This window comes from Pseudofrankia coriaricola (assembly GCF_032027725.1).
Taxonomy (GTDB): Bacteria; Actinomycetota; Actinomycetes; order Frankiales; family Frankiaceae; genus Pseudofrankia.
The window spans coordinates 166,896-181,978 of sequence record NZ_JASNFO010000003.1; the positions used below are offsets into that span (position 1 = coordinate 166,896).

Sequence of the window (15,083 nt, forward strand, 5' to 3'; positions counted from 1 at the left end):
AAGGAGGCAGGTGAGCGTGTCGCGCCGTCTGACGAACACGGATCCAGCGCTGCGTCACGGCTGGCACCCGGTGGCCCGCTCCACGGAGCTCGGCGACGAGCCGCTCGGGGTGTGCCTGCTCGGCGAGCCCTGGGTGCTCGCCCGGCTCGACGGCGCCGTCACCGCCTTCGAGGATCGCTGCCCGCACCGGCTCGCGCCGCTGTCCGCCGGGCGGGTCGACGGCGCGACGCTGGTCTGCCCGTACCACGGCTGGCGGTTCGCCGCCGGCGGCGACTGCGTCGCCGTGCCCGCGCTCGGCCCAGGGGTACCCGCCCCGCGCCGCGCCCACGCCACGGCCGCCTGGGGCGTGACCGAGCGGCACGGCCTGCTCTGGGTGGCCCCGGACGAGCCGTTCTCGGAGATCATGGACCTCCCGGAGGAGGCGGACGACGCCTTCGGCTCGGTGTGGCTGGAGCCGTCGCGCACCACCGCCGCCGCCGGCCTGCTCGCCGACAACTTCCTCGACACCGCGCATTTCCCGTTCGTGCACGCGGGCACGATCGGCGCGGGCGAGGACATGGTCGTGCCGCCGTATCGCGTCGACGCGGACGGGGACGGCTTCTGCGTCACCATGGAGCAGGAGGTCGCCAACCCCGAGGACCCCGGGGTGGCCGCCGGGATTCGGCCGCTCATCCAGCGGCGCGTGTCCACCTATGTGTTCCGCCCGCCGTTCATGCTGCGGCTGCGCCTCGAATACCCGGAGGCCGGGATCAGCAGCGCGATCCACTTCTGTCTGCAGCCCGAGGACGAGGGCGCGACCAGGGTCTACACCCGGCTGCTGCGCGACGACCTCGGCGGCGACGCGGCGCGTCTGGCCGAGGCCGCCCGCTTCGAGCAGGAGATCCTCGACGAGGACCTGGCGCTGCAGGAGAAGTTCACCCTGGACGGCCTGCCGCTGATCAGCGGCGACGGGGAGCTGGCCGAGGAGGTCAGCATCCGCGCCGACGCCGCCGGGGTGGCGCTGCGCCGCGTGCTGGCCGCCTTCGTCACCCGCGCGGGCCGTTACCCCCGCCGTCCCGGCGCGAGCGCCGCCGACACCGACGGCCGCCACACCAGGGCGCCGCGCCGCCCGCCCACCCGCGCCGCCCGTTAGTTCTCCTGGGGACGGGGCCGCCGGAGGTGCGAAGGAAGAACATTTTCGCACCTCCTTTGGCCCTCGAGGGGCGATCGCGGGCCCGGCTCGGCAGTAGCCGCTAGCCGAGGGCTCGGCAGTAGCCGCTAGCCGACAGCGCGGAAGCGGCGCGCAGACCACTGATCGTCCCTACGATATTGACGTGCGAAGCGCTGAGTGCGACACGCCCGGCCGCGGGCCTGGAAGAAGCATGCTGGTAACCGGCGCGGTCGATGTGACCGGACGGGTGGTGCCTGGCGCCACCTGGGACGATCTCGACCCGGTCGAGTTCGACCGGCTGCGCCGCCTCGTCGGCGCCTACCGGGAGAAGGCCGACGAGCGGCTCGCCCTGCTGGATGACCTCGCGCTCGCGCGCGAGCTCGGCGTCGTACGCACCGCGCCCGGCGATGCCGACGCCGACGATGCCGACTCCGATGCCGCGGCCCCGGGCGCCGAGCAGGTGGAGATCCTTCTCGCGGGCCTGCTGCTGTTCGGCCGGCCGGAGTCGCTGCGCCGCTTCGCGCCCACCCACGAGGCCGCGATCCAGGTCTTCGACCGGGTCGACGGGCTGGCGACGGGCACGAACGTGTTCCTGCGCTGGCCACTGTTCCGGCTCGTCGAGGAGTTCCTCGCCCGGTTCCGCGCGCTGAACCCCATGCGGGAGGTGCGTTTCGACCTGGTGCGGATGCGCGTGCCGGTGTACTCGGAGAGCGCGTTTCGCGAGGCGCTGGCCAACGCGCTCATCCATCGCGACTACACGGCCCCCGGCGCGGTGCACGTGCAGTGGTCGGCCGACCAGATCGTCGTCTCCAACCCGTCCGGCCTGCCTGCCGGGATCACCGTCGAGAGCCTGCTGACCGCCCCTCCAAGCCCGCGCAACCCGCTGCTGGCGGACGCGTTCCGCCGCGCCGGCATCGTCACGCGCACCGGCCGGGGCATCAGCCATATCTGGCGCGAGCAGCTGCGACATGGGCACGCCCCGCCCGACCACGGCCGCAGCGGCGAGCACGCGGTCGTCGTCGTGCTCCCCGGCGGGCGCCCCGACCTGGGCTTCGCCCGCTTCGTGCTCAGCCACGAGCTCGGCGGCCGGCCGCTGTCACTGCCGGAGCTACAGATCATCACGCGGATGCGCCGGCAGCCTCGGCTGCGGACCGAGGATGTCGCCCAGATGCTCGCCGTCTCCAAGACCGAGGCGCGCCGGTCGCTGTTCCGCATGGTGCGGGCTGGCCTGGTGGAGATCCAGGACGCGGCCACCCCGCGGCGCTCCTGGATGCTGTCCAGATATTCCGAGGGGGCGCTGCGCGACTCCGCCGAAGCCGTCGCCGCGGCGGACTCACCCGCTCGCGAGCCGGCGGCGGCCGCCGCCGCCAGCCCGTCCCCGGCCCCAGACCCAGCCTCGGCGGCCGACGACAAGCCGCCGGCCGCCGAGGCAGCCAGCTGACGGTTCCTCCCCCACCCATCGGCTAAGCAGGGGCTCGGCGTCTGCTGGCACGTTCCGCCCGCCGCGACCAATAGCCAATGGGCGGGGACCCCGCGGAGGGTCGACGCAGAAGAAGCGTCAGGGCCGGACGTACAGGGCGACGCCGAGGTCCGCGAGGGTCTGCAGCGGGCTGCTCAGCCGGCAGCCGATCGCCGTGGCGGCGGCGTCGGCCGCGGCCAGCTGGCCGTCGACCGCCTCCCAGGGCGCGTCGCTGACGATGCCGGCCACCGGTAGTGGGCACGCGGCCTGCACCCAGCCGCGGTCGACGACGACGAAACCGCCGCCCATGCCTTCCATGGCCCGGGCGGCGGTGAGCATGTCGGCGTCGTTGGTGCCGACGAGCAGCAGGTCGCCAGGCGGCTCGGTGACGGTGACGCCGACGGCGCCGCTGGTGAGCCCGACGCCACGCACCAGGCCCACGCGCACCGGCTCGTGGGCGCCTGACCGGTCGACCAGGGCCACCTTCAGCAGGTCGTGCTCAGGGTCGGCGACGATCCGGCCGTCCCGCACCGCCGGCTCGACCCGCACGTGCCGCGGCGACGGCTCGCCGGCGGGCAGCACCGTCGCGGGCTGCAGCTCGGGGATCGCGGGGGCGATCCCCGGCGCCCCGGGCGTCCCGGGCACGACGGGCAGGCCCGGCGGCAGCCCGGGCAGACCGGCCGGTCGCTGGGAGATCACCGGCGCGGACAGCCGTGACACGATCTCCACGGCGAGTGGCAGCGGCACGGGATGGCCGGGCCAGCGCGCCGCCGCGAACGAGCCGACGTGCAGGTTCACCGGCAGGCGCACGGTGTCCACGGCCCAGCCGGGCACGAGGTCGGAGTTGTCGAACAGCGGCCGGCCCTGGCCGGCGGCGATCCGCCCGCCCGCGACGACGAGGTCGGGCGGCTCGATGCCGCCGATCTGGGAGACGATGAGCAGGTCGGCCAGGTGCGACGGTGAGATGGCGCCGAGCACGTGGTCGAGACCGTGCCGGCGGGCGGGCGCGAACGTGGCCCGGCGGATCGCCTCCGCCGGCGGCATGCCAGCCACCACCCCGCGCCGCACGGCGCAGGCCAGCTGACCGTATCCGACCAGGTCGGCGAGTGTGCGGTGTGCGCCGGGGCGCTCCCCCGGCAGCAGGTCCGCGGTGGGGGGGCCGGCGGCGCCGGGACGGCGCGTCAGCACGCGCAGCGGCGTGCCGGTCGTGGTCGCGAGCCCCGCGCCGCGCGGCCCGCAGCGCGCGACGAGCCCGGACGGGTCGGTCAGCACGGTCACCGTCCCGCGCGACACCAGCAGCCGGGCCGCCTCGCCCGGCATCAGCAGCGTCCGCTCCGGCCGGACGTGGGCGTCGACGAAGGCGGGGACCAGGTAGCGGTCCGAGGCGTCGAGCGAGCGCCGGCCGGCGAGCGCGCCCGGCCTGGTCACGGCGGCGATGAACCGTCCGACGATTGCGACGTCGCGGCGCAGCAGCTCGCCCGTCTGCACAACGACGACGGTCCCGCCGTGGACCAGCAGGTCGGCGTCCTCCTCGCCGACGGCGACGCGCCGCAGCCGCGCGAGCTCCCCGCCGCTCGGCCCCAGCCCGTTCCCGCCGACGACACCGGGCGTCTCCGCCACCGCGTGGCCGCCCGCCACCGCGCCTGGCTTCGGTGCGGGTCCTACCACGAGACCCGAGCCCGGCCATCCGGCCGCCAACCCCCGAGGAGTCGACACGCTCACCTCCGCAGGGGGTCGAGCGAGGCTCGACGTCGGGGGTCCGGCCACCGGCATGCCCAAACGGCGGCCGCCGCCATCATTGTCGCAGGCGAGTACGGCACAGTCACCGATTGCTGCCAAGCATTAAGTGCGCCGAAACACAACCGTCACACTGGGGCGCGCCGGGCCCACCAAACACGGCTGGAGCGAAGTGCGCCACTTCACATGCGCGCGGGCCCACCGCTAAACGAGTGGGGCGCATGCGGGTGGGACATCCAGTTCACGCGCGCCCGGGCCCGCCCCTTTCGGGTGGTCTGAGGAGCCCGGAAACCTGATGGTTACGTGCGCTGCGGCCCGGAACGGCCGGGAAACGGGGTCATTTACCGCGGGACGGCGCCGGGCCGTAGCGGGCGAGGACGACGGTCTCGATGATGCCGACGACGCCGTAGATGGCGATGCTGACCGCGGTGATGACGATGACCGCCGCCCAGACGCCGCCATAGTTGAAGGTCTGCTGGGCGTGCTGCATGTAGTAGCCCAGCGCCTTGCCGGTGGCCAGCCACTCGGCCAGCAGCGCGCCGATGATGGCGCCCGGGACGGCGATACGCGCGGAGGCGAACAGCGACGGCAGCGCGCTCGGAATGGCCACCTTGCGCAGCACCGTGAACTCGGAGCCCCCGTAAGCGGTAACCAGGTCGGCGGCGGCGCGCGGCGTCGAGCGCAGGCCGAAGACGATGTTCACCAGGGACGGGAAGAAGACCACGATCCCCGCGATGACCGTCACGCCCGCGAGATGACGGCCGAAAACCAGGGTGATGATCGGCGTCATCGCGACCAGCGGCACCGAGCGCAGCACCATCGCGACCGGCATGAATGCCTGCTCGACGGGCCGGTACAACACGAACAGCACCGCCACGACGATGGCGGCGACCGTTCCGGCGATATAGCCGGCCAGGGCGTCGCCGAGTGTCGACATCAGGGCATCGAAGATCGCGTGCCGGTTGTCCGGTGCCTTGGGGACGGTGAAAAGATAGTGATAGACGTCCTTCGGCGACTTCGCGACCAGCGGGCTGAGGTCGAACACCTTGAGGAACGCGTACCAGAGAACAAGGATCACGACGACCGACGCGAGCACGGACCCGAAGGTCCGGCCGAGCCGGACGAGCGCGGTGACCAGGATCAGCGAGCCGGGAGCGCGTTCCTCCACCGGGGGCGCGACGGCCGTGGCCGGTGCGGGCTCGGATTTGGTCCCAGCGTCGGGCGGGGCGGCGGCCGTGGTCACGATGCACCTCCGACGTTGCCGCGCGGCGCCCACGGCGTGAGCAGCCGGGCGGCCAGCGAGGTAATGCCATACCCGATACCGGCGATGGCGGAAGCTATGAGCGCTAGAGCCCAGGTACGGGGGACGTTGAACCCCTGCTGGGAGGCGATCATCGTGATCCCGATCCCCTTGTCGGCACCCAGGTACTCGCCGATGATCGCGCCCAGCACGGCGGCCGGCGGCGCGATCTGCAGCCCGGTGAACGTGCTCGGCAGGGCCGCGCGCAGCCGGGCGTACCGCAGCTGGGCGAAGCGGCCGCCGCCGCTGGCCCGGATCACGTCGAGGGTCGTCTGGTCCGCGGAGCGCAGGCCGACGAGCGTGCCGACCAGCGTCGTGAAGAACACGGAGATCCCGGCGAGCGCCGTCTGCGGCGTCGTGCCGTCGAACACCGTGGTGAGGATCGGTCCGATAGCGATGATCGGCAGGCAGTACGACGCGACCCCGATCTGCAGGACGATCCGGTCGACGACCGGGATCCCGAAGCACAGGACGGCGAGACCGATCGCGAGGCCGTTGCCGATCAGGTAGCCCTTGAACGCGATCCAAACGGTGGAGCTGACCGGGCTCGGCCACAGGTTCCGGTCGGTCCAGAGGTCCTTGAGGACCTCCCAGGGTGTCGGCACGGCGCCGCCGTGCTCGAACACGGTCACCGCGAGCACCCACCACAGGGCGATCACGGCGACGGTGCCGACCAGGCCACCGAGCCACGGCGGCGCGCCACCGGAGCGGGCGCGGTCGGCGCCTCCTGGCTGGTCGGGGCCATCGCCCCCCGGACCGAGGACCGCGCCGGCCGACGTGTCCTGAAACGTGGTCATCTCCGCACCGCCGCCGTCACGCCGCCTGCACGCCCTCGTCGCCCTGCCCGGAGAACAGCAGGCTCGACAGCTGGTCGTGCAGCTCGTGGAACTGGGGGGTGCGCAGCATCTTCGGAGTACGCGGGCGCGGCAGGTCGATATCGACGATCGCGGCGATCCGCCCCGGTCGGGGACTCATCACCGCGACCTTGTCGGACAGGATGACCGCCTCGGGAATGGAGTGGGTGACCAGCAGGGTGGTCGTCGCCCGCTCCGTCCAGATCCTCAGCAGCTCGAAGTTGAGCCGCTGGCGGGTCATATCGTCCAGGGCGCCGAACGGCTCGTCGAGCAGGAGGACCTTCGGCTCGACGACCAGAGCGCGGGCGATCGCGACCCGCTGGCGCATGCCACCGGACAACTGCGCCGGTCGCGCCTTCTCGAAGCCGGTGAGACCGACCAGCGCGATCAGGTCGGCGATCACCTTCTTGTCCGTCCTGGCGCCGCTGACCTCCAGCGGCAGCCGGATGTTCGCCTCGACCGACCGCCACGGCAGCAGGGCCGCGTCCTGGAAGGCGATCCCGAGATGGTGGTTGCGGCGGGCCGTGGACGGCGGCTCGCCGTGGACCAGCACCTCGCCCTGGGTCGGTGCCTCCAGGTCGGCGAGGATCCGCAGGACGGTCGACTTCCCACAGCCGGAGGGCCCGATCAGGGTGAGGAACGAGCCCTCCGTCGTCGACAGGTTCACGTTGTCCAGCGCGACGACCGACCGGCGGCCGAGGCGGAACTCCTTGCGCAGGGCCGCCACGCTCACGCCGGAGCCCGGGGCCGGTTCGGCGGCGGCCGGCGCGACGCCGGCCGTCTCCTTGCCAAGCGTGACTCCCGCTTCGTCGACGGCGGGCTCCGGCGTGGGCGTGGCGGAAGCGCTCATGTCACTCCTGTTTCTCTGGTTCGCTCCGTGTTGCTGGTTCGCTCCGTCCGGGCGGCGCGCTCCGGCCCCGTACTCGCTTCGCTCCCACGGGACCTCCGCGCGCCGTCCTCCTCCGCTCACGGGCGCTACGGCGACCTCCGCTGCGGCCCCCCTACATCGCTTCGCTCGTAGGAGGGCCTCCGCGGAGGCGCGCCTCCGCGCCCAGCTCGGTTGCTCGCCGCTGCAACGTCGCCAACCCGAAACCGCGGTGTTCGTGGAGCCACTTCGCTTCGCTCGTGGCCGGGCCTCCGCGGAGGCACGCCTGGGCGCCGCACGGTTGCGTTGTAGATCCGACCGGTGCCGTCTACAGGGGCAGCTGGATCAGGGCTGGGTTCTCCTTGTAGATCTCGTCGATGATGCTGGTGTCGAACAGCTGCTCGGCGGTGATGTCCACCTTCGCCAGCTTCAGCGTCGCGATGTTCTCTTCGATGAGCGTCGGCGTGATCGTGAACAGGCCGTTCTTCTTGGTGTCGTCGGTGAGCAGCAGCTCGTTCTGCGCGGTCGACTCCAGCGTCTGCTCGGCCGCGTCGAGGCCCTGGTCCTTGCCGTAGATCTCGGCGGCGTACTTCGCGGCTATGGACGGGTCGTGGATCGAGTCCGCCCAGCCCTTGATCTCGGCCGTCAGGAAGGCCTTGATCTTGTCCTTGTCGTTCTTCAGGGTGTCCTCGGTGACCATGTAGGTCTCGGACACCAGCGGGTACTTGAAGTCCGCGAGCAGGAACGTGAAGGTGTCGACGCCCTTCACCTTGAGCAGGTTCGGCTCGTTGGTGACGAAGGAGAACCAGGCGTCGACCTGCCCCGTGGTGAGCGGCGTCGGGTCGAACTCGACCGGCACCTTTTCGATCTTCGACGCGTCGAGGCCGTTGGCGGTGAGGAACGCGGTCCAGACGGACTCGTTCGTCGCCTGCACACCGATCTTCTTGCCGATCATGTCCTGCGGCGTCTTGATCGGCTTGTCCGCCAGGGACATGATCGCGAACGGGTTCTTCTGGTACTGGGCGCCGATGATCCTCAGCGGCGCGCCCTGGAGAATCGCGTTGCCTGTGATGTCCGGCGCGGAGATGCCGACGAACGCCTTGCCGGTCGCCACGTCGGCGTCCTGCGGGGTGGCGCTCGGGCCACCGGCGATCAGGTTGATCTCGGAGAAGCCAGCCGCCTTGTAGTAGCCCTTCTGGTCGGCGATGTACGCGCCGGCGAACTCGACGTTCTTGATCCAGGAGAGCCGGTAGTCCAGCTTGCCGAACGACGCCGCGCCACCGCTGGTGGTCGCCGCCGTCGTCCCCGAGTCGTCGTCGCCGCAGGCGGCAAGCAGGCCGCTCCCGCCCACCGCGAGCGCCGCGGCACCCACCGTGACGCCCGCGCCACGCCGCAGGAAGCCCCGCCTATCGAATCCAGTTGTCACCGAACCCCCATCGCATCGCCCCAGGGTTGAGATCCCCACCGCCGGCACGTCCGGCCCACCCGGGCGGTTCCCCGGACGTTAGAAAGCGGTCGTATCGCGTCCATCGCCCCTTTGTGAACAGCAGGTAACTCCGCCCCTTTTGTGACGGACCTGGCTGGACCCCGGAGCCCCCGACCGGCCCATACGAGCTCGCCGGCAGGTACCGACCGCGAGCGGACATCCCGATCCGCGACGGAGAGTGACAGATCTCGATCATCCAAAGGGCGGTCGTGGGTCACCGGGGCGTCCGGGCGCGACGCGCCGGCGATCGGTGTTACGCCGCCGTCATCTGCCGGCCCTAGGTTTGGCGCCGTGCTGCTGAGCCCGCATGAACAGGAACGGCTGCTGATCCATGTCGCGGCGAACCTCGCCAGGGAGCGGCGGGCCCGCGGCCTGCGGCTCAACTACCCGGAGGCCGTCGCGATCCTGACCTCCTTCCTGCTCGAGGGCGCGCGCGACGGCCGCACCGTCGCCGAGCTCATGGCCACCGGCCGCACGGTGCTGACCAGGGAGGACGTCCTGGACGGCATCCCGGAGATGCTGGCCGAGGTGCAGGTCGAGGCGACCTTCCCCGACGGCACCAAGCTCGTCACGGTTCACCACCCGATCCCGTGACTGTGCTCATGGTTCGCTCCGTCCGGGCGCGGCGCTCCGGCCCCTCACTCGCTTCGCTCCCGAGGGACCTCCGCGCCGCGTCCTCCTCCGCGCCCAGCGCGGTCGCCTGCCGCTGTGACGTCACCAGCCCAAAGGCACAGCATTCACAGGGGCACCACGCTTCGCTCGTGGGCCGGGCCTCCACGAGGCACGCCTCCGCGCCCACACGGTCACCCGCCGCTGAACGTCACCAACCCGAGCGGTTGGTTCATGCCGCCACTTCGCTTCTCTCATGGGCGACCATCGCAGAGGCGACCAGAACGCGCGAAGCAGCCACAAGAGGTGACAGCGCCTTCAGCGCAGCGCCAACGCAACCCCGTCCCAGGCCGACACCACCTCGACCACGGCCATACACAGGTACCCGACACCACGCAGGGAGGACGCTCAGCGTCCGACAGGCAGGGCGGCGCGTCCAGCGCCCGCACGCCACACAGGGAGCGCGGATGCCGATCATTCCCGGCGAGGTCCTGCACGACGACGACCCGATCGAGATCAACCCGGGCCGCCCGACCATCACGCTGCTGGTGCGCAACGCGGGCGACCGGCCGGTCCAGGTCGGCTCGCACTACCACTTCGCCGCCGCGAACCCGGCGCTCAGGTTCGACCGGACGGCCGCCTGGGGACATCGGCTCGCCGTGCCCGCGGGCACGGCGGTCCGCTTCGAGCCCGGGATCGAGCGTGAGGTCACCCTGGTGCCGCTGGCCGGCGCGCGCGACGTGCCCGGCCTGCGCCTCGAGTGGGCCGGCAGGCTCGACGAACGCGACGCGGCCCCGACCGCGCCGGCCTGACCGGCGGGCCCCTCCCGGCCCTCTCGTCGACGCCGGGCCGTCTCGTCCCACGTAGCGCATAGAAGCGAAGCAGAGAAGCAGAAGAGAAGCAGAGAGGTCAGGCATGGCCAGGCTGGACCGGTCGCGGTACGCCGCGCTGTACGGACCGACGGTCGGCGACCGGGTCCGGCTCGCCGACACCGACCTGTTCATCGAGGTCACCGAGGACCTCAGCCGGGGGCCCGGCGGCGCCGGCACCGGCGACGAGGCGGTCTTCGGCGGCGGCAAGGTCATCCGCGAGTCGATGGGCCAGGCCCGGGCCACCCGCGCCGACGGGGCGCCGGACCTGGTCATCACCGGCGTGATCGTGCTCGACCACTGGGGCGTGGTGAAGGCCGACGTCGGCGTCCGCGACGGCCGGATCGTCGCTCTCGGCAAGGCCGGCAACCCGGACACGATGGACGGGGTGCACCCGGACCTGGTGATCGGCCCCGGCACCGAGGTCATCTCCGGCAACGGCAAGATCATGACGGCCGGCGCGATCGACTGCCATGTGCACCTGATCTGCCCGCAGCAGGTCCCCGAGGCGCTCGGCGCCGGCATCACGACGCTGATCGGCGGCGGCACCGGCCCGGCCGAGGGCACCAAGGCGACGACGGTGACCCCCGGCGGCTGGAACCTGGCCAGGATGCTGTCCGCGCTGGACGACTGGCCGGTCAACGTCGTCCTGCTCGGCAAGGGCAACACCACGAACGAGGAGTCGCTCTGGGAGCAGCTGCGGGCCGGCGCGGCCGCGTTCAAGCTGCACGAGGACTGGGGCACCACGCCGGCCGTGATCGACGCCTCCCTGCGCGTCGCCGACGCGGCCGGGGTGCAGGTCGCGCTGCACTCGGACACGCTCAACGAGGCCGGCTACGTCGAGAGCACGCTGGCCGCGATCGCCGGCCGGGCGATCCACGCGTACCACACCGAGGGCGCGGGCGGCGGGCACGCGCCGGACATCATCACCGTCGTCACGGCTGGCAACGTGCTGCCCTCGTCGACGAACCCGACCCGTCCGCACACCGTCAACACGCTCGACGAGCACCTCGACATGCTGATGGTCTGCCACCACCTGAACCCGTCGATCCCCGAGGACCTGGCCTTCGCCGAGAGCCGCATCCGGCCGTCGACGATCGCCGCCGAGGACTTCCTGCACGACCTGGGCGCGATCTCGATGATCGGCTCGGACTCGCAGGCGATGGGCCGGATCGGCGAGGTCGTGCTGCGCACCTGGCAGACCGCGCACGTGATGAAGAAGCGCCGCGGTGCCCTGCCTGGCGACGGCCGGGCCGACAACCTCCGGGCCCGGCGCTACGTCGCCAAGTACACGATCTGCCCGGCCGTCGCGCACGGCCTGGACGGCGAGATCGGCTCGGTGGAGGCCGGCAAGCTCGCCGACCTGGTCCTCTACGAGCCGGCGTTCTTCGGCGTCCGCCCGTCGGTCGTCATCAAGGGCGGCCTCATCGCCTGGGCCGCGATGGGCGACGCGAACGCCTCGATCCCGACCCCGCAGCCGGTGCTCCCCCGCCCGATGTTCGGCGCCGCCCGCGGCCCCGCCGCCGCCGGGTCGCTCACCTTCGTCGCGCCCGCCGCGATCGAGGACGGCCTGGCCGAACGGCTCCAGCTCGCGACGCCGATGGTCCCGGTTCTAGACGTCCGGTCCCGCGGCAAGGCCGACATGCCCGGCAACACCGCCACCCCGGACATCCGCGTCGACCCCGACACCTTCACCGTCACGATCGACGGCGAGGCCATCGAGCCCGACCCGGTCCGCGAGCTGCCGATGGCCCAGCGCTACTTCTTGTTCTGATCGAGATCCTCGGAGAGCGTCGACCGGGCCCCTCGCCGGGGACCTGGCTAGGCCGAGGCCCTGGCTAGTAGGTGCAGCTGGGGGTGGTGGGCACCGCCGGGGGTGCCGTCGTGGGGGCGGGTGCCGCGCCGGAAGCGGCGGTGCCCGAGGTGCCGCCAGCGCCCGTCAGCGCGGGGGTCACGACCTTGGTGAACTCCGAGCCGAGGATGAGGTGGACCCCGGTGATGGTCTGGTCGGCGCGCAGGATTGAGCCGGGAACGGCTGCCTGCACCGTGCGCGCGGCGTCCTCCTTGCCCGCGCCGTAGAGCACCCGGGACGCCGTATAGGTAAGGGGCTCGGCGGTGAGGGTGCCAGAGACGCGGAAGCCCATTTCTGTCAGGTCCTTGGTGACCTGAGCCGCGAGCCCCGACCGATGGGAGCCGTTGTAGACCACGACGGTCACCTGCGACGGCGGGACGGTGACCGGGCCGGGCGCGGGCTCGGTGGTCGGGGACGCCGTGTCCTCGACGCCGTCGACGTGTCCGCCGAGCGGGGTGACGAGCCGGGCAAGGTCGACCGGGTTGTAGATCTGCACGGAGGTCGCGACGCCGTGCAGCATGATGTTGCCGCTGTTTCCGATCCCGCCCTCGGCCTCGGTAGGTGCGTGCGTCGGCAGGGTCTCCATGTGGATCGAGCCGGCGGCCACACCGCGCATCTGGGTGGCCAGGTCCCGCAGGTCGTTGATGCTGGTCTTGTCGTCGAGGGTGAGCGCCGACGTGGCCGTGGAGAGCAGGCCCTGCAGCTTGACCGGGTTGGTCAGCACGTCGCCGGTGGTCGCCTTGTGGAAGACCGCTCCGATGAACTGCTGCTGGCGCTTGATGCGGTCGATGTCCCCGTTCGGCAGGCCGTGGCGCTGCCGGACGAACGCCAGGCCCTGGTCGCCGTTCACGTGGACGGTCCCGGGCCCGCCGTTCCAGCCGCTCATCGGGTCCTTCGTGTTGGTGCTGACCCTCGCTCTGCCCGTGTCGTCCTTGAAGTGGTCCCGGAAGCTCGAGGGCAGGACGCAGACGTCGACGCCGCCGATCGCGTTCGTGATTGCCTTGAAGCCCTCGAGGTCCATCGAGACGTAGTGGTCGACCCGCATGCCCGTCAGGCTCTCGACCATGTTCACCAGCAGCGACGGCCCGCCGTCGGAGATCGCCGAGTTGAACTTGTCCTTGTGCGCCGGGTGGCTCTTGCCAGCGGAGTCGGTGTACTCGGGCACCGTCACGTACGTGTCGCGGGGGAAGGACACCATCGTCGTGGTGCCGTCCTCGGCGAGATGGACGAGGATCGTCGTGTCCGACCGCTGGCCGGGGACGTTGCCGAACTCCCCGTCCGATCCCGCCCGGCTGTCCGTGCCGACCACCAGGTAGTTCGTCACGCCGCGCTTCTCGTCGGGCCGGTTGTCGCCCAGGTCGAGCCGGATCCGGTTGATGTTCCCGTTGGCGTAGGTGTACGTCGCCCAGCCGCCGACGCTCACCAGCAGTACCACCGTCGACAGCGCCCCGAGCAGCGCGCGCAGCGCCCGGCGCCCGCCCGACGCGTGCCTCGTCCCCGGCTCGCCTCCACCGTCCGAACGTGGGTCCAGATGGGGAGGGAGCGATGCCCCTGCCAACGCTGCCCGCCTCTCTCGCAGCCGCCGCTCTCGCGGTTCCTGCTCGGCAGGCCGATGATAAATCGCCCTATATCCGTCCGGCGACCCACCCCAGGCCCAACGGCAGGCGGTCACGTCGCCCGCCCGCGATCTCTAGAACGCGGCCAGGCGACAGCTATGAGGTTATGACCAATCTGTCGGCAAGCTCCGGCGAGGTGGGGGTGCGGGCGCGGCGGGGCTACGGGGCTATCGGGCTGCGTTCTTGAGGAACTGGGGGCGGTAGTTGGCCTCGTCGCCGCCGAAGTAGCCGCCGCGGACGTGCCGGCGGACGCCGTCGTCGTCCGTGGCGCGCGACGCGGAGTGCCACAGATAGCCGTCGTGCAGGATCACGTCGCCGCGTTCGGCGTAGACGGCGACCTCGCCGGGGACCTTGTCGAAGCCCAGCGGCATCGCGAAAGGGGCCGGGACGTCGGTGTAACCGCCGGCCGGGCGGGCGTCCTCGGGCACCGCGACGTTGTTGACGTTGCGGTACGGCGCCGGGGTCGCCCAGTTGTGGCTGCCGGGGACGACGCGCAGGAAGCCGTTCGCCGGGCTGGTCGCGTCCAGGTGAAAGGTGAATGCGAGCCCCGGCCAGACGTCGACGCTGGGCATCGCCTGCCAGTCGGAGTGCCAGCCGATCCGGGTGTAACCGGACTCGCGGCCGGGGCGGGAGTCCTGGTAGACGATGCCGGCCTTGTCCGACGAGTTGAGCCAGGCGCCGTCGCCGATCAGCCGGCGGATCACCGCGAGCAGCGGCGGCAGGGCCACCGCCTCCAGTACGGCCGGCGAGAGTTCCTGGATGTGCTCGACGTAGTTGACGAACCTCTCGATCTTCTCGGCGTCGTCCAGGTACTTCGTCGACCCGTGCCTTTCCGGCAGCCTGCCGGCTAGCACGTCGTCCTGGACGGCCGCGCATTCCGTCTCCATCCGGGCGGTCAGCTCGTCGCCGGCCAGGCCGCGCAACAGCACGAAACCGAAGGCCCGGTAGAACTCCTCGATCTCGGTGAGCCCCGGCAGCTCGGCGGCGGAGCCGGGCGTCCGCGCCGCCCAGCCGGCCTCGGCCCAGTCGATCTCGTCCGTGTCGATCTCAGCTGTGTCGATCTCAAACAGGCCGAACGTCGCCGGTGTCGCCAGCACGGTGGCCGTCTGCATGCGGCTGCCCTCCCGCGTCTCGGTACCCGCCGGTGGCGCGGCGCAGCCGCGTTCCGCGAACGGATGGACAACCTCCGACGCTAGGTCGCTCCTGTTACCGCCGCGTTGCCCGCGGCTGTGACCAGCGGCGACGTAAGTCGGATCACCAGGGTGGCCTGGAGACGTCGCCGCCGC

12 protein-coding genes are annotated in these 15,083 nt (G+C 71.9%); 5 read left to right on the forward strand and 7 right to left on the reverse strand.

Annotation, left to right across the window (positions count from 1 at the left end):
• Positions 1-16: 16 nt before the first annotated feature.
• Together QOZ89_RS04525 and QOZ89_RS04530 are read left to right on the forward strand one after the other, a co-directional pair.
• Positions 17-1,132, forward strand: a complete 1,116-nt coding sequence (locus QOZ89_RS04525; RefSeq protein ID WP_083417982.1) for a Rieske 2Fe-2S domain-containing protein — start codon at positions 17-19, stop codon at positions 1,130-1,132.
• Positions 1,133-1,361: 229 nt separating this feature from the next.
• Entirely contained in the window at positions 1,362-2,591 is a 1,230-nt protein-coding gene (locus tag QOZ89_RS04530) for an ATP-binding protein (RefSeq protein ID WP_312623039.1), read from the forward strand.
• 117 nt (positions 2,592-2,708) lie between these two features.
• On the opposite strand, the gene QOZ89_RS04535 is transcribed toward QOZ89_RS04530, so the two are convergent.
• The 5 genes from QOZ89_RS04535 to QOZ89_RS04555 all read right to left on the reverse strand — a co-directional run bounded on the left by QOZ89_RS04535 (position 2,709) and on the right by QOZ89_RS04555 (position 8,791).
• On the reverse strand, positions 2,709-4,325 hold the full coding sequence (locus QOZ89_RS04535; RefSeq protein WP_312623040.1) for an adenine deaminase C-terminal domain-containing protein: 1,617 nt from the start codon (positions 4,323-4,325) through the stop codon (positions 2,709-2,711).
• A gap of 358 nt (positions 4,326-4,683) precedes the next feature.
• Positions 4,684-5,589, reverse strand: coding sequence for an ABC transporter permease (locus tag QOZ89_RS04540; RefSeq protein WP_083417976.1), 906 nt, complete (start codon positions 5,587-5,589; stop codon positions 4,684-4,686).
• The gene (locus tag QOZ89_RS04545; protein WP_071046217.1) at positions 5,586-6,443 is read right to left on the reverse strand and encodes an ABC transporter permease; all 858 of its coding nucleotides are present in this window, start codon (positions 6,441-6,443) and stop codon (positions 5,586-5,588) included. The genes QOZ89_RS04540 and QOZ89_RS04545 overlap by 4 nt, the downstream gene beginning before the upstream one ends.
• Positions 6,444-6,459: 16 nt before the next feature.
• Positions 6,460-7,350, reverse strand: coding sequence for an ABC transporter ATP-binding protein (locus QOZ89_RS04550; RefSeq protein WP_312623041.1), 891 nt, complete (start codon positions 7,348-7,350; stop codon positions 6,460-6,462).
• 343 nt (positions 7,351-7,693) lie between these two features.
• Entirely contained in the window at positions 7,694-8,791 is a 1,098-nt protein-coding gene (locus QOZ89_RS04555) for an ABC transporter substrate-binding protein (RefSeq protein WP_312623042.1), read from the reverse strand.
• 351 nt (positions 8,792-9,142) lie between these two features.
• On the opposite strand from QOZ89_RS04555, the gene QOZ89_RS04560 reads away from it, so the two are divergent.
• From QOZ89_RS04560 to QOZ89_RS04570, 3 genes are all read left to right on the forward strand, one after another.
• Complete coding sequence (locus QOZ89_RS04560; RefSeq protein ID WP_071046220.1) at positions 9,143-9,445, forward strand: urease subunit gamma; 303 nt, start codon at positions 9,143-9,145, stop codon at positions 9,443-9,445.
• Between the two features lie 482 nt (positions 9,446-9,927).
• Complete coding sequence (locus QOZ89_RS04565; RefSeq protein WP_083417977.1) at positions 9,928-10,272, forward strand: urease subunit beta; 345 nt, start codon at positions 9,928-9,930, stop codon at positions 10,270-10,272.
• A gap of 103 nt (positions 10,273-10,375) precedes the next feature.
• Complete coding sequence (locus QOZ89_RS04570) at positions 10,376-12,103, forward strand: urease subunit alpha (RefSeq protein WP_312623043.1); 1,728 nt, start codon at positions 10,376-10,378, stop codon at positions 12,101-12,103.
• Positions 12,104-12,167: 64 nt separating this feature from the next.
• Here the strand turns inward: QOZ89_RS04570 and QOZ89_RS04575 are convergent, their stop codons facing one another.
• On the reverse strand, positions 12,168-13,739 hold the full coding sequence (locus tag QOZ89_RS04575) for an LCP family protein (protein ID WP_312623044.1): 1,572 nt from the start codon (positions 13,737-13,739) through the stop codon (positions 12,168-12,170).
• A 225-nt stretch (positions 13,740-13,964) separates the two neighbouring features.
• Complete coding sequence (locus QOZ89_RS04580; RefSeq protein WP_083417978.1) at positions 13,965-14,909, reverse strand: phytanoyl-CoA dioxygenase family protein; 945 nt, start codon at positions 14,907-14,909, stop codon at positions 13,965-13,967.
• Positions 14,910-15,083 lie beyond the last annotated feature (174 nt).

Bases quoted from the DNA above. Each gene is read 5' to 3' on its own strand.
- QOZ89_RS04570 (WP_312623043.1), top strand. From the start codon at position 10,376: ATGGCCAGGCTGGACCGGTCGCGGTACGCCGCGCTGTACGGACCGACG.
- QOZ89_RS04565 (WP_083417977.1), top strand. From the start codon at position 9,928: ATGCCGATCATTCCCGGCGAGGTCCTGCACGACGACGACCCGATCGAG.
- QOZ89_RS04545 (WP_071046217.1), bottom strand. From the start codon at position 6,443: ATGACCACGTTTCAGGACACGTCGGCCGGCGCGGTCCTCGGTCCGGGG.
- QOZ89_RS04580 (WP_083417978.1), bottom strand. From the start codon at position 14,909: ATGCAGACGGCCACCGTGCTGGCGACACCGGCGACGTTCGGCCTGTTT.
- QOZ89_RS04550 (WP_312623041.1), bottom strand. From the start codon at position 7,350: ATGAGCGCTTCCGCCACGCCCACGCCGGAGCCCGCCGTCGACGAAGCG.
- QOZ89_RS04530 (WP_312623039.1), top strand. From the start codon at position 1,362: ATGCTGGTAACCGGCGCGGTCGATGTGACCGGACGGGTGGTGCCTGGC.